Origin of the sequence: Nitrosomonas ureae (assembly GCF_900206265.1) — a bacterium.
In the GTDB taxonomy this organism is placed as follows: Bacteria; Pseudomonadota; Gammaproteobacteria; order Burkholderiales; family Nitrosomonadaceae; genus Nitrosomonas; species Nitrosomonas ureae_C.
Window position 1 is genome coordinate 3,038,441 of the sequence record NZ_LT907782.1, and the last position, 25,748, is coordinate 3,064,188.

The following is a 25,748-nucleotide window of genomic DNA, read 5'->3' on the forward strand; positions in this document are numbered from 1 at the left end:
ATTTTTTTGCAGTGTATGGATTAGTCTCATGATGGCTCTGAATTATCAGTGGGATATTGAGCGCGTCATGATCGTTGGTATGAGTTCCCGATATTATCAATTTATTGCACTTTTTACGGTCTACTGCTGCGCTTTTGTCGTTCCCTATTTATTTGCCATCCAATTCAGGAGGCATGTGATCACCCCTGCGCCTGCTTTTTGGTTGCTGCTGCTATTTGCGCCAGCCTTGTTTGCGCTCAAAGTGAGCATTGCCAATCCGCTGGAAAATATGCTGCAAGGCGTCTGGGGTGATTATTTGACGGCAGTGACTACATTGCCATTCAAATTTCTGGTCGTACTGATTCCATTGGCAGTTTTATACCAAATGCTTCCCATACAACCCAGTTTCTGGGGTGCAACAGTAAAAGATATTCGGTGGGGACCTTATTGCTTGATGCTGTTGCTGATGATGCCGCTGATCATTTTTGCCAGTATGCAACCGGATTTTTTGAATGCTTACCCCCGATTAAAGCATGTTGCTTTTATTGCATCCCATACGGAGGATGTGCTGATGTATCAACTGTTGTACGAAATCAGCTACGGGATCGATTTTGTGACCATTGAACTATTCTTCCGCGGTTTTCTGCTATTCGCTTTTGTACGCTACGCCGGAGCAGCGGCAATTCTACCGATGGCTACGTTCTATTGCAGTATTCACTTCGGTAAACCGCTGCTGGAGTGTATTTCTTCCTTTCTGGGTGGATGGATATTGGGCGTTATTGCCTATAGAACCCGATCCATCGTAGGAGGATTGGCAGTACATCTGGGAATTGCCTGGATGATGGAAGTCGGAGGGTATATGGGAAATCTCTGGTTGGGTCGGAATATTCCATAAATACTCGGAAATGAAGAGAGTATTTATGGAATGAAGAAAGGGTTAAGGAAATTCCGGAAGCAGTACTCAGACTTCTGGGGCAGCGACTTACAAAGGATGTCAGTGCTCCATGAGCGCAGGGTGTAAAGAATATCGTTTCCCGGCTAATTTATCAGCCCGTCAAATTTGTAATTCTCTAATATTAACTGTTGCGGTTAGCGATTGAATTCACCATACTATGAATGCACCCAACGATGTTTGGTGTTGTTCTTCGTAGCACAAGGATTCTTGTTTTAAACTTGAACACCATCTTGAGTTTTTAAATTAGAAGTATCACTAATGAAAGGTGGCGACTTTATTAGGAGAATATGACATGAAGAACTTATATTTCAAGTTGTTTTTGCTGACGGCTTTGTGTGTTGGAGTAAGTGCCGCATATGCCGCAAATGAGTTGAAATTCAGGGCGGACTTAAGCGGTGCACAAGAGGTTACCACGCCTGCAGGCGGGGTTGCTACTGATACTGCCGGCACAATTGAAGTGGAATTTGATGCGGCGTTAACCAGAACCCAGTTTCGTCTCACTGTACGCAGCGGTAGCGGGATCATACAGGCGCATTTTCACTGTGCCTCTGCAGGCGTGAACGGACCGATCGTGGCCTTTCTCTTCGGCCCCGTAGATCCGCCAGTGGATGTGGGTGAAGGATCCGTTGAAGTAACCTTGGATAACAGCGACATCTTGCCGCCTGCAACGCCTGAGAATATTGAGGCATGTGGCGTGCCGCTCAATAACATTGCTTCCCTGGCTTTCGCAATGCGTGCTGGAAAAATCTACGCGAATGTGCATAGCACGACTTTCCCGGCAGGTGTAATTCGGGGGCAGCTACTGGAAGATAAGTCTGATGACTCAGACTCGATTCAGTAGCAAGGTGGAGTAAATCTACTATCATGATCTGATGACGGATGGAATGATGGAAAGCGTTGATGTCTTTAATCAGGTCTGAGATCGATGTGCCGAGCGTTCCTCGTCCGGCACATCGTATTGCTTAAAACACACTCATTAATATGAGTAACCCGATGCAAACCTTAATATCATGTGACATTTTCATTTTATTCTTTTTGTGTAATTTTCTCAGTCGGGGTCAAAGCAATAAAGAGGATACGCAATATTAAGCCCTGACCCCGTATACTGATTTACGTGATCAAGGGGGATTGTAATGCGTGAAAGAAAGGAAAAAATCACGGTCTATTATGATGGCGCATGTCCCAGTTGTATCAAGGATCGCGAGAACTATGAGAAGCTAGCTGGAAAAAGTGGGGAAGGTGTATGTTGGTTCGATATCACCGGTCAAGACAACCATTTGCGTGATATCGGAATCGATCCTCGTTTGGCCCTGACTCAGTTGCATGTCCGTGATGAACATCAACAAATAGTTTCGGAACTGGATGCTTATATTGTGTTGATGTCCCGTGTATTTCTGCTAAAGCCCCTGGCCTGGTTTATCGGTTTGCCAGTGATTCGTCCATTGTTGTCGTCACTTTATCATTGGATGGTCAACCGGCGTTTGGAAAAGAGTGGACGCCTGTAGATGGATGAGAAACGATATTCCAGATGAAGGCGGTGTGAAATGTATATCGGGGATAAAAACCGGTGCAAAGCAAGCGGAATAGGCCAGTCGCACTCCTGCATGGTGTTGCAAGTAACGCTACGCGTTAGTGGCATTTCGTTAAGCACATAGCCACTTGACTAACGATCGGCCGCTCCTTCGTCCGAATCTGCGCGGACACGGGGAATTCCTTTGGCGCCGCCCGGCCTGCAATCGATGATTGGAGTTAGAATATTGTCGGTATGTCTCGTCAGGATAAATATAGAAATAAGAGCTTATTTTTAAATATGCAATGCCTTGTATCGATATATTCTCAAATCACGTTAAACTAACTTGGATTAATTGCTATGAATACTCATGCAAGAAAAACGATTGGCTTTATATGTTCTATTTTAGTTCTGGGATTAACGGTATTAAATCCGGCTCCGGTGCAAAGTAATCCCATTTATTATGGCATGGTGGATAGGGATACCAGTATTTTGGTAAAAGTTGAACCAGGTAATTCTTATCACATTGATAGTGGCACACTTTCGATACCCGGGGTCGTTTTGTTTGATCAACACGCCAACAAGACGTGGTATCACAAAATTAAGTTACAGTATGATCCGGATATTGATGCGAGCTGACGCAGTTTCATTTAATGAAAATATCGTAGAGCAGGTGGATCTTGTCATGACGGGCGAGCAGCCCGTTCAGGTTTTTCTTAAATTAAGCGGATATTTCAACTATTCATGCGGAAATGTTCTCATTGTTAACCACGGACGAGCAAAATATATGGATAAACCGCAATATGTCTCGCGATTCGAAGTAACAGTGTCATCTTACAATCAATTCTCGGGAAGTGAGGTAGAAGCTCCCTGTAGACAGATGGCAAGCTATATACACTCGTCCTGCCGCTGGAAGTGTATGATTTATCGGCTGGTGCTTATGAATATGCAGTCAATGGCGCACATACAGGAACGTTTGAATTGAAGAGCAAAAATGCTGTGCCGGATGATTTGTTAAAAGTTCAAAGTGAAAATTGATTCTGTCGGTTATTTTGAATTTTTGTTTTTGCTTACAATGTAAATCCACCTTTTTTGTGTAGTGTTCGAACAAGGATAGTGTGGTCTGCGTACCGTGATCTGTCGGCTTACATTTGATTCTGGAGAGCTCTAATTCAAGATCATTCAGCGTTTTCTGCGGTTATTGTTCTATTCCTATCCTTCAATCTATATTTTATGAAATTCTAGACGCCACGAATTTTGCACGCTTCATGAGCATCATTTTAGTTTCAACGTAGCTGCAAACCATTCGGAACGATTGCCAATAGATTGAATGATTTTTGGCTCGAATCTCACGAGAAATGTCCCGCGGGACACTGCTATTTTCCAGCCATTTGCTCATAATATTCCTCATCCAACACAGAAAAGGAGTACATGCCAATGGAATTCACACAAATCCGGAACGCAACCGTCAAGATTAGCTATGCAGGGAAGAAAATACTGATCGATCCTTGGCTGGCAGAAAAAGGGGCAGTGCCGGGATTTGGCGGGACGATCAATGAACACATCCGCAATCCGACGGCTGAACTGCCGATTCCTGTCAAACAAATCGTTGATGTGGATGCGGTTATTTTAACGCACGATCATCCCGATCATTGGGATGATACAGCCAGGAACGCCATCCCCAAAGATATGCTATTTTTCGTGCAGCACGAAAAAGACGCGCAAGCGGTGAGGTTGGCGGGGTTTAGTAATATTCGTGTACTTGGTGAAAGTAATGATTATGAGGGCATTACGCTGATCAAAACACCGGGCCAGCACGGCAAACCTAGGGTGCTGGAAGACATGAAAGCGTTGCTTGGGGAAGTCAGTGGCGTCATTCTCAAGCACCCGGATGAGAAAACGTTTTACATTGCCGGGGATACGGTCTGGTGTCAGGCGGTCGAAGATAGCCTGAAGAAATACCATCCTGACATCGTTGTCCTGAATAGTTGCGATGCTCAAGTCATTGGCAACGAATCGATCATCATGGGCAAGCAGGACATTTACGAAGTCTATAAAGCCGCGCCTGAGGCTACGATCATTGCCAGCCATATGGAAGCGGTGAACCATGCTACGTTATCCAGGAAGGAATTGCGTGAATTTCTGAACGAAAAGGCAATGACGCAACGGGTACGGGTCCCTGAGGATGGTGAATCTTATACCTTCTGATTCAAGGCTGGAGTGAACGATAAATCAGTCTTGTCAGATGTTTCATTTCTTAATATTGTCTGAGACCTTTGCACGGTGTCATGAGCGGTACGAGAATAAGGCAAAAATTTGCGAAAAAGCGGAGTTTACACGGGGTAAATGAGCATTTTTCGCGAATTTTTAACGCAATTATCGTGCCGCGTAATAACCGTGCAAAGGTCTCTGTCTAAGTATTTACGAGTATCCGTTATAAGACGCTATCTGAACAGTGAAAACGATTTAATCAGCGAGGTTTTGTCATGTCTGTTCCATTAGTTGCAGTTATTGCCTTTAACCATTTCAGTCCTTTCCACTTGTCAGTGCCGTGCATTATTTTCGGCGATCTCTTACATGATCAGAAATTATTTGAACTCAGGATCTATGCCGATGAATCCGGAACACTACGCTCGAATGAGGGGTTGAGTGTTGAATCATCACTGAGCGTGGATGAATTGGCGCAAGCTGATATCATTATCGTACCTTCATGGCGGGATCCTGACGAAAAACCAGACCAGTCAATGCTGGATGCCTTGGTGGCGGCATATGCGCGCGGCAGTCAGATTGTCGGGCTGTGTCTGGGCACTTATGTGCTTGCCTATGCCGGTTTATTGAAGAATCACAAAGCTGCTACACATTGGGAGTTTGAACAGGATTTCATCCGTCGTTTTCCTGATGTAAAACTGGACTGCAACGCATTGTATGTCGATGATAATCGCTTGATCACTTCCGCAGGAACAGCAGCCGGTCTCGACTGTTGTTTATACTTGGTTCGTCAGCATTACGGCAGCATGATCGCCAACAAACTGGCCAGACGCATGGTGATTCCTCCTTACAGAGAGGGTGGTCAGGCGCAATTTATCGAAAGGCCTGTTCCTGTTTCAACGCAGGACATCAGAATCAATACGCTTCTGGATTACTTGAGAAATAATTTAAATCGCGCGCATGGTTTGAACGAACTGGCGCAGTATAGCAAGATGAGCCGACGTACCTTCACGCGGCAATTTTACAAGGCTACGGGAATGTCTGTGGGTGAATGGCTGATAGCAGAACGCATACAGCGAAGTCAGGAGTTGCTGGAATCCACTTCCTTGCCGATCGATATCATTGCAGCGCAGGTGGGTTTTCAATCTGCCACATCATTGCGCCAGCATTTCAAGCACAGGCTTGATGTAACGCCCAGTGAATGGCGAAAAACCTTTCAGGGCAAACATGTGACAATAGCTAATTAATAATCGAGCGAGTCACTTTTTTCTTTTATCTATATCATTTTTTGGAGAGTTATCTATTGTAGGCTATGTTGATGAGGTCGCCATTCCTTACGATCGTGATCTGGGCCCTGTACTTTTTGACCGCTATGGTTTAGACACCGCGCGACGTATTGCGGAACAATCGCCCCGCGATGTGCTTGAGATCGCTGCGGGCACCGGCATTGTCACCCGGCACTTGCGTAACTTGCTGGCCAAAGATGCCCACTTGACTGCGATTGACGTCAGCGACTCGATGATGGATCTTGCGCGCACAAAATTTCTTCCCGATGAGCAGGTTATGTTCCAAAATGCAGATGCCACCTTGCTGCCGTTCAATGATGAAACATTCGATACGGTAGTGTATCAGTTCGGGATCATGTTTTTCGATCAAGCAACGGCGTTTCGGGAGGTGCATCGGGTGCTGAGGCGCATAGGTCGTTACCTGTTCCGTGTCTGGGATTCGGAGCGGTACAATCCATTCGCCAGTTTGAGCTTTGGGGTATTAAAGCAATTCTTTCCGTCGAATCCGCCCCGATTTCTGTTCGACCCTGTTTCCTGCCATCAAATAGATCCGCTCAAAGAACAACTGATACATATTGGCTTTGATCCCATCGTGATCTCGGTTCAGCGCCACGTATACGATATTTTCGATGTGTCGGCCTTCGCGCGCGCACTCGTGTACTCTCCGGTTATTTTTGAAATAAGAGATCACGGCGGCGTTGATCCTGAGGAGATCGTGGAGGCATTAACGGCAGCATTTAAAAAAGAATATGGCTCAAATCCGCTACGTTATCCGATGCAGGCCATACTGTTCGAAACGGAAAAGCGTTAAGTTTCGATGTGCTGTCATGCTCTTGCTCAAAGAAGAGCCAATGGGCATTCAGCGATTCCTGGGAATGTCTAAAAGTAATCAGTCATCAATCAAAGATTGAGAAGTTTTGGTAAAAGTGCTTTACGGCGTATCCACTAACCATAACACGATCACCGTTGTTTTTACTTTGTACCTGGATGGATGGCATGGAAGCGTGCCATAAAAACAATAAACCCCGAGTTACCCGGTTGGTATTAGCGCAGCATGACACTGTGCGTATTCGTAGAACCATTGTCACAGGCATCTGTAGGTATGATTTCCCTCTGGATGTGATCGCAAACCGGACAAGTCAGTGTGTATTGAGGAATGACAGCATTTATGAAGGATTTCTTTTGATAACAGCGATGGATACCTCACTAAACAAGCGATTCGGTAACCACCACAGATAGAGCACCATCCCAAACAACTCAACCAGCGACTGGAACACGATGATCACCGCGGTTGCCTCCCAGCCGGCCGGCAGTGCCAGCGCGAATGGCAACACCACAAAAGAATTGCGTGTACCGAGACTGAAAGCCAGCGTACGTCCGGAAGTCATCGGCAGCCGCAGTACCCGGGTAAGCAGGCGTGCAATCAGTGCTGCAACCAGTAAAAAGCCCGCAAAAACGGGCAGCACCGTCAGCAGCAATGGCGCAGCGTGGCGCACTGTGCCCACTTGCGCTCCGGCGATCAGAAACACCACCACCGCGAGCAAAGGCACGGGCCACCAGCCCAGGCGTTCACGCCAGATCGCGCGTGCGGGTTTGGCTTCGATCCAGTATTCCGTGAATACCGCAACCAGTAGCGGTACGCCGATCAAAGTGAGCGCGGCGGGCAGCATGTCTTCGATTCGCAGCGCGGCGTTGAAATCCGCAGCCGGCAGCATCAGCCACAGATAAACTGGTAACAACAGCAACTGCGCCAGCAGGTTCAGCGGCGTGACGGCAACCGCCCGCGCCGTGTTACCACGTCCAAGCTGTGCGAAGGTGATAAACCAGTCGGTACAGGGTACCAGGAGCACCAGCAGCACACCGAGTTGCAAGGCCGGGTCAGCGGGTAACCATTGCAGAATGAACCAGATCACCAATGGAATCAGCAGGAAGTTGCCGGTCATTACAGCAAGCACGAAACGCCGGTCGCCAAAGGCATCGCGGATATGCAGCAGCGGCACTTGCACGAAGGTGGCGTAAAGCAGTGCAGCCAGTACCGGCCACAGTAAAGCTTCCAGATGCGACCCGATACCGGGCCAGGTACTGCCCAGCGCCAACCCGACAACGATGGCGGCGAGATAGAGCCAGACCTGATGCCGTTCAAGCGTCAAGCGATCCATTAGCCGCGCACCCGCGAGATCAGTAATGTACCGGCCAGCATGAATCCGGCCGCTAAGGTAAAGGCAAATTCCGGAGAAACCATCGTCCAAACCACGCCGACAGTTGTGCTCGACAGAAATTTGGCCGTTCCGTTAACGGTACCGAGCGCACCGATGCTCATCGTCATCGTTTCCGCCCGCACCATGTTTGCGGTCACGGTGGATTCCAGCGCTTCCTGTACGGCTATGTACAAACCGGCGATAAAGAAAATGCTGGCAAGCACCGTGATGCTTTCAACTGCGAACCAGAACGCCAGCGCAGCCGACACCGCCGTGGCGACACCCAGGAAATACCCGGCGACAAGGACGGGCAAATGGCCAATATGATCGGCCAGCCATCCCACCGGCCAGGAAACGGTAACCTGCACGACGTTGCGCCATACATACAGCAATCCCGCCACCTGCGCCGCTTGCACTACACCCATCGACGGAGTGAGCAGCGTGGTGGCCGCCAAGATCAACAACGCATGGGAAAAATCGCCGATGCCAAAGACACCCACCGCGCCTAGGTATCGTTTGAAACGTACCGGCAATCCGCGCAGCGTGCTGAAAAACTTCAGCACCGGATTCGGCGAGTGCTGCGGATCCTTGACCAGCCACAGAAACGCCAGCACCGCCAGCACGCCGGGAATAACCGACAACCACAATACGAAGCGGAACGGCCCGGCAGCATCCTCCCAGTGCCAATCTTGTGCCAATCCCAGCAATGCCACACCCAGCAGAGGGCCAAGCACCGCGCCCACTGAGTCTGCCGCGCGATGAAAGCCGAAGGCGCGTCCACGCGTAGCCGGGCTTATCGCCTGAATCACAATGGCGTCGCGCAACGGGCTGCGCAAACCCTTGCCGAACCACGACACCATGCGTCCAAGCAGGATGAACAACCACCCTGAGGATAGCGCAATCAATATCTGGCCAACCGGCGTCAATCCGTAACCGATCAGTACAAGCAGCTTACGGTGCCCGAGTTTGTCGGCGATGTAGCCCGAAACCATTTTGGTAAAACTCGCCACCGCATCTGCAATGCCTTCGATAAAACCCAGCATCGCCGCCGGAATGCCGAGTACCACGAGAAAACCCGGTAAAATAACCGTGGTTGTCTCGTAGCAAAAATCGCCCAGCGCGCTGGTAATGCCCGCACCCGCGACCGTGCGGTTAAACCAGCCTTTCGCATCGGCTGCTTGAATATCGTTTTCCGGCATCAGGTTTCTCCGGTCATACCGAACTCGATCGGTGTTTTGACGTAGAACACTTTCACGCCTTCCCGCTTTAGGTGCGCGAACATGCGTTCCGTCTGCTGTTCACTGGCAGCCATTGTCACTTCGAGCGGTTGATCGGCCAGTTCAAAAAAATGTGCGGAGTGCAGCTTGCGATCATGCCCAAAGCCTTCAGCGGCAACAATCAGCGTCGCGCCCGCAATATCCAGTTTCATGGCTGCTTGCACCAACCATTCCCCTAACGGCATGTGATTGTGCTTGCGGTCTTGCTGGGTGAAAAAAGTCAATTGATAGCCTTTCATGGCATTCTCCTTGGAGTCAGATGGCCTTGAATGCGGAAACGGTCGCCAGCCCCAGCATCGTCATCAGCAAAGAACCGATCACGTGAGCACTGATTGCGCCGACAGCCCACAGTATGCGCCCTTCCTGGATCAGCACTGTAACCTCGGCGGAAAAAGTGGAAAAGGTAGTCAACCCTCCGAGAAAACCGGTAATTACAAGCAAACGCCACTCGGGTGCAAAGCCAGGATGATTGGCAAAAATGGCAAGTGCCACGCCGATCAAGTAACCGCCAATCAGATTTGCCGCCAAGGTGCCCAGCGGAATGGTCGGGAACAGCGCATTGAGCGACATTCCCAGTAGCCATCTCAGCACAGCTCCGAGCGATGCACCAATACAAATGGCAAATATGGAGTTGAAAATAAACTTGTCCTTGTTATTGAGAATTTCCAAGAGATGTGCGGAAAAGGAACACGCTGAATCTTTGGAAAAGCAGTATCATGCCTTAATCTTACTATTATTTATAGCTGTTAACTGTAGCCTCTAATATTATTTGAAATGAGTAAGTTATGGAAGACTGGCTGGTTATTTCATTGGCAGCGCTTGTCGCATCAACGGTAGCGGCAATAGCAGGGACGGGAGGCGGAATTATTTTGCTTCCCGTTCTAATTGAAGCAGTCGGTGTTCGCGAAGCCGTTCCGATGTATGCAGTGATTCAGTTAATTGGAAATTTGAGCCGAGTTGCCTTTAATCGACAGTTGATTCAGCTGACAGTAGTTTTTTGGTTTTGTGTCGGAGCAATTCCATTTTCCATTCTTGGCGCTTGGCTCTTTACCAAGATTCCGGATAGCAAACTTTTAAACATCATTGGTACTTTTCTGATTTTTACTGTTGTATGGCGTCATTGGCGAGGACACGCCATAGCCAGCTTTAATCCGAAATATTTTGCCCTCATAGGCGGGATTTTTCAGTCATTTCAGCAATCGCTGGTAGTGCAGGCCCGTTTCTTGCGCCGTTTTATCTTTCTTACGGACTTGTCAAAGGTGCGTTTATTGGCACTGAGGCTTTAGGAACCGCCATAATGCATGTCATGAAGCTTGGCACTTATCACGAACTGGGTGCAATCTCCCCAACCACATGGCTCAATGGCATAACCATCGGTCCAATAATGATCCTTGGTTCATATGTCGGGAAGCATGTGTTAGAAAGATTATCAATCCGAGTATTCATGATTATTGTCGAAGTCGCAATTGTCGGATTCGGATTATGGTTTCTTAGCAAGTAATTTATTACGAAGTATTAGATAGTGATCAATAATAGAACTCCGGGATCAGTTTTTTTGAAAAAGATAATATGACTTATAATCAAACAGTAATCCTTATCATTCTGCTGGTTACCATGACTATGTTCTTATGGGGGCGTTGGCGTCACGATATGGTTGCAGTAGGCTCGTTACTTGCTTGTGTGCTAACTGGATTGATTGCAACAGCAGATGCCTTTACTGGTTTCGGTCATCCCGCAGTGATAAGTGTGGCCTGTATTCTAATATTGAGCAGGGGTTTACAAACTTCCGGAGCAGTCAATGTATTAGTTCGTCATACCTTACCGAAGAATGCTGGCCCCACGTTAAATCTGATAGCTCTGGTCGGGCTGGGGGCAGCACTTTCCGGCTTCATGAACAATGTGGGTGCAATGGCTCTTTTAATGCCGGTGGCTATTCAGCTGGCTGAGCGTCTTGATCTGCCACCCGGACGAATATTGATGCCATTGGCTTTTGGCACCATTTTGGGCGGCATGATGACTATGATCGGAACACCGCCGAACCTGATCGTATCAGGCTTTCGTGCTCAAAGCGGTGCAGGCAGCTTTGGTATGTTCGATTTTACCCCTGTCGGTTTGGCTGTAGCCTTAAGCGGAGTAATTTTTATCGCGGTTGTCGGCTGGCGACTGGTACCGATGCGCAAGCAAGCTGACATAGAAGGTTTTGAGACCGGTGCTTACATCACCGAAGTGCGCGTAGCGGCGGATAGTAAAGCTGCCGGGATGACCTTGCGCAAACTTGAAACTGTTCTCGATGAACATGGCGCGCAAGTCGTGGGTTTGGTGCGAAAGGAAAAACATTTAACTGTGCCCCGAACCCGATTCAAAATAGTCGCTGATGATATTCTGATTATTGAAGCTGAAGTTGAAACACTGGCAGATATTCTGTCCAGCCTCGGCTTAAGTCTGGAAGAAGCGGATACAGCGTTTACTCAATACAACGATAGTAAGAAGAATCGCAATGAGACCAAGAGCTCCCCGGGTAACAGTGATATCAAGGCGATTAGCGAAGATCCTGGCGCTGAGAAACCCAATGAAGTAGAAGAAGAATCTTCGCAGAGCGATGAAGTCATTTTGATGGAGTTCGTTGTTCGTCCGGAATCAACGATCTCAGGCCGATCAGCTGCAGATTTACGGTTACGTACCCGCTATGGACTCAATCTGCTAGCGGTATCTCGTGAAGGCTCACGCGCTAAGACCCGGTTGAGGACGCTCAAGATTCAGCCTGGTGACTTGCTGTTGCTACAAGGTACGGCAGAAGTTCTGGCTGAATTTGCAGCTGACTTCGGCTGTGTGCCATTGGCTAACCGTGAGCTACACATCCCCGATAAACGCAAGGCACTGATTGCCGGTGGTATCATGGCTGCCGCAGTCAGTGGTGCGGCTTTCGGTTTGTTGCCGGCAGCTATTTCGTTCGCCCTCGGCGTACTGGCTTCGATGGCTTTGCATATCGTCCCGCCGCGAGCGGTTTATGAAGCGATCGATTGGCCGGTAATTGTGTTACTCGGGTCACTCATTCCCGTAGCCGGCGCACTGGAATCTACCGGGATGGCAGATCTGGTGGCGCGTTTCTTGATTGATAATATTGTCCAGGGTCATGCCATTATGGGGCTGTTACTTATTCTGATTATTACAATGTTTTTGTCCGATCTAATGAATAATGCCGCCACTGCAGCCGTGATGTGCCCGATTGCGATTGGCACCGCGACTGCGCTAGGAGTGAACGCCGATTCTTTTCTGATGGCGGTGGCGATCGGTGCTTCCTGCGCATTTTTGACTCCGATTGGACACCAGAATAATACTCTTATCCTGGGTCCGGGCGGTTTTCGTTTCGGCGATTACTGGCAGCTTGGGTTGCCGCTCGAAATATTAGTTATTATTGTCAGTATTCCCTTGCTGCTGATCTTTTGGCCACTCTGATTGATGGAAATAAAACGAAACCGGAGACTGAGCAAAAATGACCTTTGAAATCATGTTGGTGCTTGGAATTCTTTTTTCCTGTTTTATCCTGTTTGTCACTGAATGGGTACGCATGGATGTGGTGGCGTTAATGGTGCTGTCAAGCTTGGCGATCTTTGGGTTGGTCTCACCTGCTGAGGCAATTAGCGGTTTTAGCAATCCGGCAGTGATCACGGTATGGGCAATGTACATCATGAGCGAGGGACTCACTCGCGCCGGTATCGCCGATCGGATTGGCAGCCTGGTAATGCGAGTCAGTGGACGTAGCGAAGTACGTATAATCACGATCTTCATGATCACAGCGGGCATATTGTCGGCTTTCATGAACAATATAGCGGTAGCGGCATTAATGCTGCCGGTGGTGATCGAAGTTGCCCGACGTTCCGCAATTGCCCCTTCTCGGGTGCTGATGCCATTGGCCTACGCTACACTCCTTGGTGGACTCATGACGCTTATTGGTACCCCTCCGAACCTGTTAGTGAGCATCGCACTGCATGAGGCTGGAGAAACGGAATTTAATTTCTTCGATTTTGCTTTTATCGGGGTACCCATCCTGTTGACCGGTACCGCTTTTGTCGCGCTGATGGGGCGCTACCTGCTGCCGATAACCGATACCACGCGCCTTCTCGAGAAGCAACGGAACTTGCATGCTGAGTATGGGTTGCAGGAACGTATTTTTGCGCTACAGGTGCCCACCGATGCTTTACTGATTGGCAAGACGATTGCCGAATCCGGGATGACCTGGGCTGCAGGTCTAGTAATTATCGCACTAACCCGTGCAGGGCGAACCGAAGTGTTACCCCGGGCAAACACAATGTTGCAAGCGGGGGACATTCTGCTTACTCAGGGTCGTTTTGATCACTTCGAGCGATTACGCAGTTGGAGTACGCTCAAAATTGAGCGCGAGGCGCCAATCTTGCACGAGAGATTATTGGTCGACAACAAGCTTGCCGAATTGACGGTGGCCGATCATGCTTCCATGATTGGTAAGTATTTGTATCATAGAGAATTTAGAGAGCATTTCGGAGTCAATATACTGGCAATTCGACGCGCAGGGTTAGTACGCCGTACACGATTGGCTGAAATGATAATTGCTAAGGATGATCGTTTGCTGGTACAGGGTACACCGCAGGCGCTGGCGGCGTTACATGATGTGTCGGAGTTTTCGGCTGAAGCACCGGTTACGCCTGATGAAATGCGGAAAAACTATCAGCTTGATGCGCGCCTGTTCGTGTTGCGTGTACCGAACGATACGCCATTATCCAACTCCACATTAGCCGAGAATCAGCTAGGAGATGCATTTGATTTCCGTTTGCTCGGTATTTTTCGTGGTGGTGAAGTACTGGAATCACCGGTTTCTGAAGAGATTATTCAAGCAGGGGATCTATTGCTGATCCAGGGACGGGAAAGCGATCTGGATATGCTGCGTGGTTTGCAGCAACTGGAGCGGTTGGATGATGTACCTCCTTATCTGGATGTCTTCGAGCAAGGTGGGCTCGATCTTGTCGAGGCAACGCTACATCCACATAGCAAGTTTGTCGGTCGCCGCGTTGAAGATTTACGGTTCGATGAGCATTATCAGGTGGAATTAGCCGCAATCTGGCGTACAGGAAAACCGCATCGGTCCAGCCTGCGCACCATGACTCTGCAATCGGGTGATGGATTACTCTTTGTCGGACCCAAGGCACGTTTGGCCGGGCTTAACGAGATTGAGGATCTATTGATACTTAATCCGGTACAAGTCAAACCGATTAACACGCGCAAGGCGCCCCTTGCGGGTGCATTGATGCTGTTAGTGGTTGCTGCAGTTATTATGGAATTATTGCCCATTTCGATTGCGGCCATTGCCGGTGCAACGCTGATGGTATTGAGCGGTTGTCTTAATATGGAACAGGCACACCGCGCAATCGAATGGCGATCAATCTTTCTGATTGCCGGTATGTTGCCACTAGGCACTGCAATGCAACATACTGGTGCAGCCACTTGGCTGGCTCAAAGCATGCTGGATCTGCTGGGCCCGGGCGGGCCATGGCTCGTTATCTCCGGGCTCTATGTCATCACCACACTGGGCGCCTTGATCATGCCGACCGTGGCCCTTGTTCTCATCATGGCACCGATCGCTTTGACACTCAGTACAACGCTGGGCGTATCGGCACAGGCGGTAATGATGGTGGTTGCCATTGCTGCAACCAGTCTCGCGAGCCCGGTGGCACATCCAGCCAATACCTTAGTAATGGGTCCGGGTGGGTATCGATTTATCGATTACCTGAAGCTTGGCATCCCGCTCACTTTAGTAGTGGCTCTGGTTACGGCTTTCCTGTTACCGATATTTTGGCCACTTTAGATTCATTATCTGAGAGCCTGGCATGATGCTGTTATGCATCCGGCTAAGCTTTGCTCAGATGCTCCTGTAAGAATTTAATGAAGTGCTGTGTTTTTGCAGGCAGTAACCGGGTTTCCGTAACAGCGTAGACGGATACAGGTGTGCCATGCCATTGGGGTAGTACGCGACGCAATCGCCCACTAGCAAGATCATCAGCGACAATTTTTTCCCACATTATGATGATGCCCATATCGAGCGCTGCCAAGCGGCAAATCATCCCGACACTGTTGAGCTTGAATCGGCTACCAATAGAAACTTCGGTGGTGTGCGCCCCATTGTGTAGTGTCCATGTATTAGTCTTCATGATGCCCAGACACTCATGGTGCGCCAGATCGGCAGGCTCGGCAGGTTCTCCCGAGCGGTTAAGATAACGAGGCGAAGCGTATAGGTACACGGGGAGCACGCCTAATAGACGAGCGATCAATTGCGAGTTCTCCGGTTCTCCGATGCGGATTGCAACATCGAAGGGCTCACTCACCAGATCGATCCGCCGTGACGTAAGATCGAAATCGAAGACGATGCCCGGATAGAGTCTTGCAAATTCGGCGATCAAGGGTGCCATGTAGGTTACGGTAAAATCTACGGGCAACGAGGCGCGTAGCACGCCACTGGGCTGCTCGAGCATTTTGCCGAGTTGCTCGTGCGCGAGCCTGGCTTCATCGACGATACGCTTACAGCGCTCGAAATAAATCTGACCAGCCTCGGTTAAAGTGATCCTGCGCGTTGTTCGATGTAAAAGACGCAGTCCGATCGTCTTCTCCAGCGCACTGATCCGTCGCGATAGGGTTGAGTTCGGCATCCCGATAATATCTGCAGCTCCGCGAAAACTCCTGGCCTTGACAACTTCCACGAACAGGGCCATGTCATTCAGAAATTCCATATTCATTGCTCCATTGGTGGATCAATCTTATCCAAAAAGCAGTCTTTATTCTACATAAGAAGCAGTGGACAATTCTACATTGAAAAATTTAGTGTAATCATCATGAACAACTACATGAGAAACATCAAAAAGAAAGGGTGAACATTGAGCCGATCGGTTTTATGTTGACCTTGTTGGATCTGGCTCTATTACACCAGTACCAAGTGGGACTTAATAATACACATACTTCGCTGAATCAGTCCCTATCCTGCAGAAGGTTCGATGCTTACGCTGATAAAAAATAAGATTCTTATAAAATTGATAGGGAGTTATTTTATGAAGCGTATTATCAATGCAGTTACTATCGCTTTGTTAGTTATGCTGATAGCCGCGTGCGGTCGTCCTACGGTGATAATTAATGAAAGAGAAAGGGAAAATTATGAAAAAAAACTTGCTGGTGAAAAAATAGTGTGTGCATACGGGCTGGATGCTAATGGATCATGCCTGAAAGAAGGTGATGATGGCATCTGGTATTAATGGCTGTTACCCTTTCTGTAACAAAAAACCAGAATCTATTTTTTTAAGCTATTTCTTAACCACCTGGCAAACCGCGGATAAATAAATGTTGAGATTTATACTTTTTATTGAAAAGGATATAAGCGCGAATGTCTACCTTAATTGAATGGCCGGTAAAATCTAAGGAACTGCATAGTAATCATTTTGACACGACAATCTGGAATGATTTTCAGTTCAGACCCGATGATATTGTCATTGCAACATATGCTAAATCAGGCACAACTTGGACTCAGCAAATTGTGGGGCAATTATTATTCAATGGCGACCCAGATCTGGCAGTAGCGGAAATGTCGCCGTGGCTTGATCTACGCGTACCTCCCAAAGCAATAAAATTACCTCAGGTAGAGGCACAAAAGCATCGCAGGTTTTTAAAAACGCACCTGCCTATTGATGCGCTGGTATATTCGCCTAAAGCAAAGTATATATATATTGGCCGGGATGGGCGTGATGTTCTGTGGAGCCTATATAACCATTACTCCAATGGAAATCAAGCAATGTATGCGGCATTAAATGATACTCCAGGGCTTATAGGTCCCTCTTTCACGCCGTTGCCGACAGATATTCGCAAGTGTTGGCATGACTGGATGGACAAGGATGGTTACCCTTTCTGGCCATTCTGGGAAAACATTCGCTCTTGGTGGAAGATTAGAGAGTTACCTAACCTCTTGCTCCTTCATTTTAACGATCTCAAACGCGACATGCCGGGAGAAATGCGTCGAATTGCACGCTTTCTCGATATTCCCATTAATGAGGACAGATGGCCTTTTATAGTCGAATATTGCACATTCGATTGGATGAAAAATAATGCCACGAGAAGTGTGCCGCTAGGTGGTGCGTTCTGGGATGAAGGCGCAAAAGTATTCATTAACAAAGGGGTGAATGGCCGCTGGATGGATACCCTGACTGCGGACGATTCCGCTCAGTATGAAGCACGCGCAGTAAAAGAATTGGGACTCGAATGCGCACACTGGCTCGCGAGCAAATTTTGAATCTCTGCGGGTTTAATCTCTACGGGTTAAATTCCCCGCCCCTTGGGGCGAAAGCTGGTTGAAAACCAGCAGATTGAAGAACGCAGTTAATACCCAGCTGCTTGCGGCGGGGTGCTTTATTTTTTATCTAACCTACGGTACTGAATGGCTTCTGCAATATGCTGATTATTGATTTTATTAACTCCCGATAAGTCCGCAATCGTTCGAGCCACTTTCAAAATACGATGGTAGGCTCGAGCAGATAGATTCAAGCGGCTAATCGCATTTTTGAGCAAAGTTTCGCTGGTAGTATCCAGAGCACAATGTTGATCGATTTCCTTGACGCTCAGGCGGCTATTGGTTTTTCCCTGTCGATTGAGTTGCCGTTGGTGCGATTCTGTTACGCGCGCTCGGATGACGCTGCTTTTCTCACCACTCACTCGTTGACGCATCAATTCCTCTTGCGGCACAGCCGGAACTTCGATCTGCATGTCGATACGATCGAGTAACGGGCCGGAGATTTTTGCGCGATAGCGGGAAACCTGATCGGGGGTGCAATGGCATTTACCATTGGTGTGTCCCAAATAGCCGCAGGGGCAGGGGTTCATCGCGGCAATCAATTGAAATTGCGCTGGAAATTCCGCCTGACGAGCTGCGCGGGAAATGGTGATTTTTCCGGACTCAAGCGGTTCGCGCAGGACTTCCAGTACCTTGCGGTCGAATTCGGCCAGTTCATCTAGAAACAGTACGCCGTGCATGGCGAGTGAAATTTCGCCGGGGCGAGGATTACTGCCGCCACCCACCAATGCAATGCCGGAAGCGGTATGATGAGGCGAGCGGAAAGGTCGGCGTTTCCAGTTGCTGATGTTAAAACTGCCATGGCTGAGCGATTGCATGGCTGCGGATTCCAGCGCTTCTGTTTCGGTCATGGGTGGCAAAATGCCCGGAAAGCGTGCCGCCAGCATCGATTTTCCGGTACCCGGCGGACCGATCATCAAAACGCTATGACCCCCGGCAGCGGCAATTTCCAATGTACGTTTTGCATGCGTCTGGCCTTTGACTTCATCGAGATCCGGGTAAACCGAGTCTTCATTTTCACTTTCTGCGATACCGGAAAAACGGGATAAAGTTTCTTGCCCGGTTAAATGCGCACAGATTTGCAATAATGATTTGGCCGCGTAAATCGTCGCTTTTTTGACCAGTGCGGCTTCCGCAGCATTTTGTTCAGGCAGTACAAAACTGCGACCAGATTGCGACGCGTTGTAGGTCATCGCCAACGCGCCATGGATTGGACGTAATTCCCCGGTTAGCGCCAGTTCCCCAGCCCATTCGTATTGATCCAGTTTATCTTTGGGAATTTGCCCGGTTGCCGCCAGTATGCCTAATGCAATGGGTAAATCGAATCGTCCACTTTCTTTGGGCAGGTCGGCCGGAGCCAGGTTGATGGTGATACGCTGCGCGGGGATTTTGAATTGCGCATTCTGCAGCGCGGCCCTGACACGGTCTTTACTTTCTTTAACCTCGGTATCGGGAAGACCGACGATAGTAAAGCTGGGCAAGCCGTTGGCGATGTGTGTTTCCACTGTCACCAACGGCGCTTGAACACCTGAAAGCGCACGGCTATAGAGTACGGCAAGTGCCATCTGGGCAGACGCAGGTTTAAGTTACACGGATGCGAATTGTAATTTACTCAAGCATAACAAGAGATATAAGTTTATTTATCCGCTTCTGTGGGTATTTCGCGAGCATTCAGCCGCGCTTCCAGGTCGGCAACCTGGGCTTCAAGAATCATCAGTTTTTCACGGGTGCGCTGTAAAACTTCCTGCTGCACATCAAATTCATCACGCGTGACTAATTCAAGCCGGGAGAATGCCCCCGATAATAAAACCCGGATATTTTTCTCGATGTCTTTGGCCGGGCTGTTTTGCATGATCTCGCTGACTTTGGCATTGATTTCATCAATTACATTTTTATTAAGCATCGTTGTTCTCCTTGTTGATTGATTTACCAGTTGATCAGCTGGTTAGTGAGCGACGTGATAAAATCTCACGTTGCGAAATTTCTTGCAATATCGAATTATCCATTGTTATTGAGAAGGGTTCCAGTTTTACTCTGCAAAGTGAATTTGTCACGCTTTTTAAAAGCAATTATTTTGGGTATTTTAGATCCCGGGAACGATAAATTATTTGGATATAGGAATGGAACGTATACAACAGCTTGAACATTGGATAAGGGTACAATTTCCCGGAAAATTATTCACGCTGGAGCCTGCTTCTGCGGATGCCAGCTTCCGGCGTTATTTCCGGGTTGGTTTCGATGATCAGACATTGATTGTGATGGATGCGCCGCCTCAATATGAAAATTGCATACCCTTCTTGCACGTGGCAGAAATTCTGGCGGCGACCGGCGTGCATGTGCCCAAAATTCTGGGGCAGAATCCGGAGCTTGGCTTTTTGTTGCTATCCGACCTGGGTCACACAACTTTCTTGCACGCGCTCAAACAAACGCCTGAACTGGCTAATCAACTTTATCGCGATGCAACGGATGCGCTGGTGCATATGCAAATGTCGCAGCGGATCGAGGGCTTGCCACTTTATGGTCAAGCGTTATTGCAGCAAGAACTTGATTTGTTTCCTGATTGGTACGTTGCAAAGCATTTGCAACTGAAGCTCTCAGAAAAACAGCAAACGGTTTTGCGCAATGCTTTTGCGCATATCGTGCAGAATAATCTGGCACAAGCCAAGGTGCTGGTGCATCGGGATTATCATTCACGCAATCTGATGGTGTCCACGCCGAATCCGGGCATTCTTGATTTTCAGGATGCAGTATATGGGCCGATTACGTATGACCTGGTGTCCTTATTCAAAGATGCCTATATCCGATGGGACGAAGACCGCATTCTGGATTGGACCATTCGCTATTGGGAAAAAGCACGCCAGGCCGGATTACCGGTGGCTGCTGATTTTTCGGATTTTTATCGGGATTTTGAATGGATGGGCGTGCAACGTCACTTAAAAGTATTAGGGATTTTTGCCCGTCTTAACTATCGCGATGGCAAGGCGGCATATCTGAACGATATGCCTCTAGTGATGGAATATCTGCGCGCAACGTGTGAGCGTTACCGGGAGCTTCGTGCGTTGCTGAGCTTATTGGATGAATTGCACCCAGCTAAATCAGGTCAGAAGGTTGGTTACACCTTTTAGATACACTCCTTATAGGGCGATGATTCTCGCGGCGGGGCGTGGTGAGCGCATGCGCCCGCTGACTGACGATATCCCCAAGCCTTTGCTAAAGGTTGGGGGAATGACATTGATTGAATATCAGTTGAGAAATCTGGCGCAAGCTGGTTTTGCCAATATCGTCATTAACCATGCGTACCTGGGTGCGCTGATCGAAAATGCCTTGGGCACGGGTGAGCGCTATGGTGTTAATATTCATTATTCGCCGGAACGGACGGTGCTGGAAACAGCAGGCGGAATAGCCAATGCTTTGCCGTTGTTGACAGATCAGTCCGGCAATCGACCGTTCCTGGTGGTCAATGCGGATATCTATTGTGAAATGGATTATGTATCGCTGTTGCCGGTAATGAACGCCATGCAATCAGAAGGGGCGCAGCTGGCGCACTTGGTATTGGTTGATAATCCATCGCATCATGCCGCAGGAGATTTTGCGTTGCAGCAGAATCAGATCCTGCTGGCAGGTGACAATCGATTAACGTTTAGTGGCATCGGCGTTTATCAACCGCAATTGTTTGGCGCAATAGAACCAGGGTTGGCGATAAAACTGGCTCCGTTATTGCGACAAGTTGTAGCAGAAGGCAAAGTAAGCGGTGAATATTTTTCCGGACGATGGATCGATGTGGGAACACCGCAGCGATTGGAAGCATTGGATGCGCAACTTAAATCGCAATCGGGGATCAAGTAATCAGTGGATGTAATAACTTGAGGCGGCAACTATGACATATATTCAACCTTTTATCGCCCGCCGCAAGCTTATGGCTGCTCAAATGCAAGCGGGTGTGGCAATCATTCCAACCGCACCGGAGCGGTTGCGCAATCGGGATGCGCATTATCCGTACCGGTTTGATAGCTATTTTTATTACTTGACGGGTTTTCGTGAACCGGAGGCAGTGTTGCTGATTGTTACCGCAACTGATCATGCACCGGTCCGGCATATTTTGTTTTGCCGTGAAAAAGATGCTGAGCGTGAAATTTGGGATGGTTTTCGCTATGGACCTGAGGCAGCCAGGGAGGTTTTCGGTTTTGACGAAGCGTATCCGATAACCCGATTGGAAGAATTGCTGCCCCGGTTACTTGCGGATCAGCCGGCGGTTTTTACTGCTTTGGGCTTGGATCAGAACTGGGATCAGCGTGTCGTTGGCTGGCTAAACCGGGTGCGTGAATTGGCGCGTACCGGCGTTGCTGCGCCGAACGAGATTCGTGACTATCGTGCAATACTGGATGAAATGCGTCTGATTAAAGGTACGGACGAATTGCAAATCATGCAGCGTGCAGCGGATATCTCGGCGCAGGCGCATCAACGTGCAATGCAGACTACAATCCCGGGAATGCGTGAGAACGAGATTGAAGCCGAACTGCTTTATACCTTCTGTCGGCATGGCGCACAGGCACCGGCTTATACTTCGATTGTTGCCGGAGGCGCTAACGCATGCGTATTACATTATGTGCAGAATAATGCCGAGCTCAGATCCGGGGAGTTGTTATTGATTGACGCGGGTTGCGAGCTGGATGGTTATGCTGCGGATATTACGCGGACATTCCCTGTCAATGGAAAATTCACTGCTGCCCAAAGAGATGTGTATCAACTCGTGCTGGCTGCGCAGACGGCGGCTATATTGCAGGTGAAACCGGGAAATAGCTGGAACGATCCGCACCAAACTGCACTGGGCGTGTTAGCGCAAGGTTTTATCGATTTGGGATTATGTCGGGGTAGCGTGGAGGCTGTGCTGGAGTCCGGGGACTATAAGCGTTTTTATATGCATAGGACCGGGCATTGGCTGGGAATGGATGTGCATGATGTCGGAGAATACAAGCAAAAGGGTGAATGGCGTTTATTGCAGCCCGGTATGGTGCTGACAGTTGAGCCGGGTTGTTATATTCGTCCGGCGGATAATGTTCCGGAACATTTCTGGAATATTGGTATCCGCATCGAGGATGATGTGGTGGTTACTCAAACCGACCATGAACTTTTAACCGTGGCAGCGCCCAAAACAATTGCTGCAATCGAGGAGTTGATGCAATGAATGATGAAGAGAAAAAAATTATTATCAGCCGGATTTCTGAATATCGTCAGAATGAATCGGGAGAATTTCAGCGTACGCCCGTTTCACCTTTAAATCGCTGGCTTACCTATGCAATGCTGATACCCGTTGTCGTGGTTATGGTGTTCGCCGGTATTTTCTTTTTTGCCGCTTTTCTGGCTTTAGTTGCTTTAGCAGTCGTGGTCGTCGGTATACGGTTCTGGTGGTTGCGCCGCAAATACGAGAAGGGCATGCAGCATTCCAATGATATGAACCGGCAATCGGCGGTAAACCCAACTGAAAGCATCGAAGACGCACAAATTATTGAAGAGACCGAAATACACCGGAATGGACAGAAAAAATAATCTGTTGAATGCGGATAGTCTGTGTTATTGCTCGGTAGTACGATCAATTAAATTAATTGGCTAAGATAATTTACTGAAATTCATTCACTTAGATTTGACTGCAATGAGTTTCAGTTGTCTTTCCGCGACACCCGGAAGAAACGGCGTGAGATTTCCATTGACCCAGTTGGCATGTCCGCGACCGTAGTACGGCGAGAGCGGGTGGCCACTTTGACCTCCCGGCATATCAAAATAGCCATGTTCTTCCTGGCCTGGCGCCACTACGGAGCGTTGTGATGCGCCGAAGTTGGGGGATTGGACACGTGGCATGTTGTGGTCACCGGGTAGCGGATCACTCGGCATATCGAGCCATCGTGCAACCCAGAGTGGAAGTTTTTGACTGAGTGGATGCCGGATACGTGCTGCATTGACTTCTCCCCAGCTTCTTTCTGTAATGCCGCCATCTTGTTGCATTTGTTCTGCGCTCTGTTGCGCGCACAGATAGAGCAATTCTTCCCAATTTTTATACAGTGCCGGCAGCAGGTGTTGGGGTTGCTGTTCGATCAACTGCCACACGATTACTTCTGCTTGGCTCAGTCGGGGTAGTATAAAGGCTGCATCGTACTGCCGCACTTGGGCGGTAAGACCGTTCAGTACAATCTTTGTTACTTCATGGCGATACGTACGAGCAATCCGGTAGGCGATCGAGTCCGTGGAAGCCTGTCCATCCCAATCAGTTAATGCGTTCTTCATAGCTGAAACCCACGGCAGCTTATCGTCCGCCGATTCCAGTACAGTGTTCAGTAATTGATACCATCGTGTTAACAAGAGCGCGCGTTGATCTAACTGGATAGCTTGCAGGTCTGCTACGGAAAATCGGTCGCGTGCAAATAGGCTGTCGCGAATTTGCGTGGCTCTTGCACCCAAGTCGTAGCCACCATTACCCAGGAGATCCAACAGATTACCTGAAACGGGCCGTGAATTCGCTGACCATAATCGCTGCGTGGCAGGGTTGTTGATGAGTGGATAGCGTTCAGGTTCCAGCCATCCGCTCCAACCGGCATCCGCAGTAGTCCAGTCAGCGGGTATGTGGGGATCATAAGCGCCGGACCGGATGGGGATGCGGCCTGCCAGTGTCCAACTGATATTGCCCTGACGATCACCGGCGATAAAGTTTTGTACCGGGATGCCAAATGTGGGCGCAATTTCTGCGGCTTGTTGCGCCGATTTGACCTGCTCCAGGTCAATCAATCTAAGATTGATGGCTTCCGGGCGCAATGCCGTCCAAGCTAACGCTAAGGGGGTTCTATCGTGATCTTGCGCCAGAATAGGGCCCCATTCGGTTTCTGAGATTTGCAGAATTTCATCTGCGGCATTACGGATAAGGATGGTTTCAGGGTGAATCTTGATCGGCTGCCATCCGGTTGAACCCAGGTACCGCGTTGGATCGTCGGCATCAATTTTTATCCGTACCCAGTCGGAGAAATCTCCGTGGCTATTGGTGAAGCTCCAGGCGATGTGCCGATTTGAGCCGATTACGACTGAAGGCACCCCCGGTAAGCTGATGCCGGTAATATCGTGAAACTGATCCGTAGCTGTTGCATCAGGATAGATAAGGCGGGTTCTGAACCACAGGTTAGGTACGCGCAATGTCAAATGCATGTCATTAGCGACGATAGCTGCACCGCCGGTCAGTGCCCCGGCAACTGCAAAACTGTTGCTGCCTGGCGATTGTTCGGTGGCTAATGAACTGCCGTCGAATAGTTTCTTGTCTAATGCTTGCAGATTGAGGTGTGCCTCTGACGGAAGTACCGGTAATGCGATGGGTTCATCAATCAACGGCGCATCCCAATTTCCTGCAGGAGCGTTGAGAAATCGATAAACCGACTCGGGTAGCGCCGCGCGCAGGCTGGATAGTGCCAGTTCACGATAAATATTGGATTCGTTCAGAGTAAAAAACATTGCAGCAATCACTAAGATGCTGTCTTCATTGCGCCATTCCACAGGTTGAGTTTGTGTCAGTAGGTATGGAAAAGGGCGTGCTGTCAACGCTGTAATGCCCTGATTTATTCCATCCCGGTAGGCATCGAGCAATTGTAATTGGGTCTCGGGTAATTGTTGTAAAACTGCGACAGCGCGGGCACGCATCCGAAATGCACGCGCTTTGCGATCATGCGCGAGCGATGCGGTGCCCAATAATTCGGATAATTCACCTGCAGCCTGCCGGCGCATCAAATCCATTTCAAAGAAGCGTTCCTGTGCATGTACATAGCCCATGGCCAGCGCGAGATCCAAACGATTTTTGCCTCTGAAGGTTACGCTGCCGAGTGCATCCCGGTCGATGAGTACAGGTGAGGATAATCCAAAAAGCGGCGCTTCGCCGTCATACTGCGGCAAACTTGCGCGCAGCAGCGAGCCGCTGATAAGAATCAATAAACCTGCGATAAGCA

25 protein-coding genes are annotated in these 25,748 nt (G+C 48.9%); 17 read left to right on the forward strand and 8 right to left on the reverse strand.

What is annotated here, in order from left to right; all coding sequences use genetic code 11:
* Window positions 1-28: 28 nt before the first annotated feature.
* The 7 genes from CPG39_RS14170 to CPG39_RS14200 all read left to right on the forward strand — a co-directional run bounded on the left by CPG39_RS14170 (window position 29) and on the right by CPG39_RS14200 (window position 6,749).
* Window positions 29-874: a CPBP family intramembrane glutamic endopeptidase gene (locus CPG39_RS14170; RefSeq protein ID WP_231990322.1), complete on the forward strand. Its 846-nt coding sequence runs from the start codon at window positions 29-31 to the stop codon at window positions 872-874.
* A gap of 352 nt (window positions 875-1,226) precedes the next feature.
* A complete protein-coding gene (locus CPG39_RS14175; RefSeq protein WP_096294184.1) occupies window positions 1,227-1,775 on the forward strand; it encodes a CHRD domain-containing protein in 549 nt (182 codons plus the stop codon).
* Between the two features lie 292 nt (window positions 1,776-2,067).
* Window positions 2,068-2,439 carry a thiol-disulfide oxidoreductase DCC family protein gene (locus CPG39_RS14180; RefSeq protein WP_096294185.1) on the forward strand — a complete coding sequence of 124 codons (372 nt, stop codon included), beginning with the start codon at window positions 2,068-2,070 and terminating at the stop codon, window positions 2,437-2,439.
* 365 nt (window positions 2,440-2,804) lie between these two features.
* Window positions 2,805-3,083 (forward strand): hypothetical protein, encoded by a 279-nt coding sequence (locus CPG39_RS14185; RefSeq protein ID WP_096294186.1) that lies wholly within the window; start codon window positions 2,805-2,807, stop codon window positions 3,081-3,083.
* Window positions 3,084-3,881: 798 nt separating this feature from the next.
* Window positions 3,882-4,652, forward strand: a complete 771-nt coding sequence (locus CPG39_RS14190; RefSeq protein ID WP_096294187.1) for an MBL fold metallo-hydrolase — start codon at window positions 3,882-3,884, stop codon at window positions 4,650-4,652.
* A 278-nt stretch (window positions 4,653-4,930) separates the two neighbouring features.
* Window positions 4,931-5,899 (forward strand): GlxA family transcriptional regulator, encoded by a 969-nt coding sequence (locus tag CPG39_RS14195; RefSeq protein ID WP_096294188.1) that lies wholly within the window; start codon window positions 4,931-4,933, stop codon window positions 5,897-5,899.
* A gap of 172 nt (window positions 5,900-6,071) precedes the next feature.
* Complete coding sequence (locus CPG39_RS14200) at window positions 6,072-6,749, forward strand: class I SAM-dependent methyltransferase (protein ID WP_231990323.1); 678 nt, start codon at window positions 6,072-6,074, stop codon at window positions 6,747-6,749.
* A gap of 355 nt (window positions 6,750-7,104) precedes the next feature.
* Here CPG39_RS14200 and CPG39_RS14205 read toward each other — a convergent pair whose 3' ends face one another.
* Genes CPG39_RS14205 through crcB form a run of 4 tightly spaced genes read right to left on the reverse strand, consistent with a single transcriptional unit; the run spans window position 7,105 to window position 10,052 of the window.
* The gene (locus CPG39_RS14205; protein ID WP_096294190.1) at window positions 7,105-8,097 is read right to left on the reverse strand and encodes an arsenic resistance protein; all 993 of its coding nucleotides are present in this window, start codon (window positions 8,095-8,097) and stop codon (window positions 7,105-7,107) included.
* Window positions 8,097-9,335 carry an MFS transporter gene (locus tag CPG39_RS14210; RefSeq protein ID WP_096294191.1) on the reverse strand — a complete coding sequence of 413 codons (1,239 nt, stop codon included), beginning with the start codon at window positions 9,333-9,335 and terminating at the stop codon, window positions 8,097-8,099. Before CPG39_RS14210 ends, CPG39_RS14205 begins: the two co-directional genes overlap by 1 nt.
* Window positions 9,335-9,652 carry a DUF190 domain-containing protein gene (locus CPG39_RS14215; protein ID WP_096294192.1) on the reverse strand — a complete coding sequence of 106 codons (318 nt, stop codon included), beginning with the start codon at window positions 9,650-9,652 and terminating at the stop codon, window positions 9,335-9,337. Before CPG39_RS14215 ends, CPG39_RS14210 begins: the two co-directional genes overlap by 1 nt.
* A 16-nt stretch (window positions 9,653-9,668) precedes the next feature.
* Window positions 9,669-10,052, reverse strand: a complete 384-nt coding sequence (crcB, locus tag CPG39_RS14220; protein WP_096294348.1) for a fluoride efflux transporter CrcB — start codon at window positions 10,050-10,052, stop codon at window positions 9,669-9,671.
* A 146-nt stretch (window positions 10,053-10,198) separates the two neighbouring features.
* Between crcB and CPG39_RS14225 the strand changes: the two genes are divergently transcribed.
* The 4 genes from CPG39_RS14225 to CPG39_RS14235 all read left to right on the forward strand — a co-directional run bounded on the left by CPG39_RS14225 (window position 10,199) and on the right by CPG39_RS14235 (window position 15,252).
* Window positions 10,199-10,699, forward strand: a complete 501-nt coding sequence (locus CPG39_RS14225; RefSeq protein WP_197702888.1) for a sulfite exporter TauE/SafE family protein — start codon at window positions 10,199-10,201, stop codon at window positions 10,697-10,699.
* 11 nt (window positions 10,700-10,710) lie between these two features.
* Window positions 10,711-10,914, forward strand: a complete 204-nt coding sequence (locus tag CPG39_RS14605; protein ID WP_197702889.1) for a hypothetical protein — start codon at window positions 10,711-10,713, stop codon at window positions 10,912-10,914.
* Between the two features lie 68 nt (window positions 10,915-10,982).
* Window positions 10,983-12,869 carry an SLC13 family permease gene (locus CPG39_RS14230; protein WP_096294193.1) on the forward strand — a complete coding sequence of 629 codons (1,887 nt, stop codon included), beginning with the start codon at window positions 10,983-10,985 and terminating at the stop codon, window positions 12,867-12,869.
* 37 nt (window positions 12,870-12,906) lie between these two features.
* Window positions 12,907-15,252 (forward strand): SLC13 family permease, encoded by a 2,346-nt coding sequence (locus CPG39_RS14235; protein ID WP_096294194.1) that lies wholly within the window; start codon window positions 12,907-12,909, stop codon window positions 15,250-15,252.
* A 43-nt stretch (window positions 15,253-15,295) separates the two neighbouring features.
* Here CPG39_RS14235 and CPG39_RS14240 read toward each other — a convergent pair whose 3' ends face one another.
* Entirely contained in the window at window positions 15,296-16,177 is an 882-nt protein-coding gene (locus CPG39_RS14240; RefSeq protein ID WP_331716180.1) for a LysR family transcriptional regulator, read from the reverse strand.
* 309 nt (window positions 16,178-16,486) lie between these two features.
* Between CPG39_RS14240 and CPG39_RS14245 the strand changes: the two genes are divergently transcribed.
* Together CPG39_RS14245 and CPG39_RS14250 are read left to right on the forward strand one after the other, a co-directional pair.
* Window positions 16,487-16,687, forward strand: a complete 201-nt coding sequence (locus tag CPG39_RS14245; RefSeq protein ID WP_145956251.1) for a hypothetical protein — start codon at window positions 16,487-16,489, stop codon at window positions 16,685-16,687.
* A 128-nt stretch (window positions 16,688-16,815) separates the two neighbouring features.
* Window positions 16,816-17,715, forward strand: coding sequence for a sulfotransferase domain-containing protein (locus tag CPG39_RS14250; protein WP_096294197.1), 900 nt, complete (start codon window positions 16,816-16,818; stop codon window positions 17,713-17,715).
* Between the two features lie 116 nt (window positions 17,716-17,831).
* Here CPG39_RS14250 and CPG39_RS14255 read toward each other — a convergent pair whose 3' ends face one another.
* Window positions 17,832-19,337 carry a YifB family Mg chelatase-like AAA ATPase gene (locus CPG39_RS14255; RefSeq protein ID WP_096294198.1) on the reverse strand — a complete coding sequence of 502 codons (1,506 nt, stop codon included), beginning with the start codon at window positions 19,335-19,337 and terminating at the stop codon, window positions 17,832-17,834.
* A 71-nt stretch (window positions 19,338-19,408) separates the two neighbouring features.
* The gene (locus CPG39_RS14260) at window positions 19,409-19,675 is read right to left on the reverse strand and encodes an accessory factor UbiK family protein (RefSeq protein ID WP_074721467.1); all 267 of its coding nucleotides are present in this window, start codon (window positions 19,673-19,675) and stop codon (window positions 19,409-19,411) included.
* A gap of 217 nt (window positions 19,676-19,892) precedes the next feature.
* Here CPG39_RS14260 and CPG39_RS14270 point away from each other — a divergent pair, with 217 nt between their 5' ends.
* From CPG39_RS14270 to CPG39_RS14285, 4 genes are read left to right on the forward strand one after another with little or no spacing between them, the layout of a single operon-like run.
* Window positions 19,893-20,897, forward strand: a complete 1,005-nt coding sequence (locus tag CPG39_RS14270; protein ID WP_096294200.1) for an aminoglycoside phosphotransferase family protein — start codon at window positions 19,893-19,895, stop codon at window positions 20,895-20,897.
* A 19-nt stretch (window positions 20,898-20,916) separates the two neighbouring features.
* Entirely contained in the window at window positions 20,917-21,618 is a 702-nt protein-coding gene (gene murU / locus CPG39_RS14275; protein ID WP_096294201.1) for an N-acetylmuramate alpha-1-phosphate uridylyltransferase MurU, read from the forward strand.
* A 31-nt stretch (window positions 21,619-21,649) separates the two neighbouring features.
* A complete protein-coding gene (pepP, locus tag CPG39_RS14280) occupies window positions 21,650-22,957 on the forward strand; it encodes a Xaa-Pro aminopeptidase (protein ID WP_096294202.1) in 1,308 nt (435 codons plus the stop codon).
* Window positions 22,954-23,319, forward strand: a complete 366-nt coding sequence (locus CPG39_RS14285; RefSeq protein ID WP_096294203.1) for a hypothetical protein — start codon at window positions 22,954-22,956, stop codon at window positions 23,317-23,319. Before pepP ends, CPG39_RS14285 begins: the two co-directional genes overlap by 4 nt.
* 84 nt (window positions 23,320-23,403) lie before the next feature.
* Here CPG39_RS14285 and CPG39_RS14290 read toward each other — a convergent pair.
* Window positions 23,404-25,748: penicillin acylase family protein (locus CPG39_RS14290; RefSeq protein ID WP_231990324.1), on the reverse strand; the 2,345-nt coding region annotated here is incomplete at its 5' end.

Excerpts from the sequence above, each read along its gene's own strand:
- CPG39_RS14170 (WP_231990322.1), top strand. The coding sequence starts at position 29 with ATGATGGCTCTGAATTATCAGTGGGATATTGAGCGCGTCATGATCGTT.
- CPG39_RS14175 (WP_096294184.1), top strand. The coding sequence starts at position 1,227 with ATGAAGAACTTATATTTCAAGTTGTTTTTGCTGACGGCTTTGTGTGTT.
- CPG39_RS14180 (WP_096294185.1), top strand. The coding sequence starts at position 2,068 with ATGCGTGAAAGAAAGGAAAAAATCACGGTCTATTATGATGGCGCATGT.
- CPG39_RS14185 (WP_096294186.1), top strand. The coding sequence starts at position 2,805 with ATGAATACTCATGCAAGAAAAACGATTGGCTTTATATGTTCTATTTTA.
- CPG39_RS14190 (WP_096294187.1), top strand. The coding sequence starts at position 3,882 with ATGGAATTCACACAAATCCGGAACGCAACCGTCAAGATTAGCTATGCA.
- CPG39_RS14195 (WP_096294188.1), top strand. The coding sequence starts at position 4,931 with ATGTCTGTTCCATTAGTTGCAGTTATTGCCTTTAACCATTTCAGTCCT.
- CPG39_RS14205 (WP_096294190.1), bottom strand. The coding sequence starts at position 8,097 with ATGGATCGCTTGACGCTTGAACGGCATCAGGTCTGGCTCTATCTCGCC.
- CPG39_RS14210 (WP_096294191.1), bottom strand. The coding sequence starts at position 9,335 with ATGCCGGAAAACGATATTCAAGCAGCCGATGCGAAAGGCTGGTTTAAC.
- CPG39_RS14215 (WP_096294192.1), bottom strand. The coding sequence starts at position 9,652 with ATGAAAGGCTATCAATTGACTTTTTTCACCCAGCAAGACCGCAAGCAC.
- CPG39_RS14225 (WP_197702888.1), top strand. The coding sequence starts at position 10,199 with ATGGAAGACTGGCTGGTTATTTCATTGGCAGCGCTTGTCGCATCAACG.
- CPG39_RS14605 (WP_197702889.1), top strand. The coding sequence starts at position 10,711 with ATGCATGTCATGAAGCTTGGCACTTATCACGAACTGGGTGCAATCTCC.
- CPG39_RS14230 (WP_096294193.1), top strand. The coding sequence starts at position 10,983 with ATGACTTATAATCAAACAGTAATCCTTATCATTCTGCTGGTTACCATG.
- CPG39_RS14235 (WP_096294194.1), top strand. The coding sequence starts at position 12,907 with ATGACCTTTGAAATCATGTTGGTGCTTGGAATTCTTTTTTCCTGTTTT.
- CPG39_RS14240 (WP_331716180.1), bottom strand. The coding sequence starts at position 16,177 with ATGAATATGGAATTTCTGAATGACATGGCCCTGTTCGTGGAAGTTGTC.
- CPG39_RS14245 (WP_145956251.1), top strand. The coding sequence starts at position 16,487 with ATGAAGCGTATTATCAATGCAGTTACTATCGCTTTGTTAGTTATGCTG.
- CPG39_RS14250 (WP_096294197.1), top strand. The coding sequence starts at position 16,816 with ATGTCTACCTTAATTGAATGGCCGGTAAAATCTAAGGAACTGCATAGT.
- CPG39_RS14255 (WP_096294198.1), bottom strand. The coding sequence starts at position 19,337 with ATGGCACTTGCCGTACTCTATAGCCGTGCGCTTTCAGGTGTTCAAGCG.
- CPG39_RS14260 (WP_074721467.1), bottom strand. The coding sequence starts at position 19,675 with ATGCTTAATAAAAATGTAATTGATGAAATCAATGCCAAAGTCAGCGAG.
- CPG39_RS14270 (WP_096294200.1), top strand. The coding sequence starts at position 19,893 with ATGGAACGTATACAACAGCTTGAACATTGGATAAGGGTACAATTTCCC.
- murU (WP_096294201.1), top strand. The coding sequence starts at position 20,917 with ATGATTCTCGCGGCGGGGCGTGGTGAGCGCATGCGCCCGCTGACTGAC.
- pepP (WP_096294202.1), top strand. The coding sequence starts at position 21,650 with ATGACATATATTCAACCTTTTATCGCCCGCCGCAAGCTTATGGCTGCT.
- CPG39_RS14285 (WP_096294203.1), top strand. The coding sequence starts at position 22,954 with ATGAATGATGAAGAGAAAAAAATTATTATCAGCCGGATTTCTGAATAT.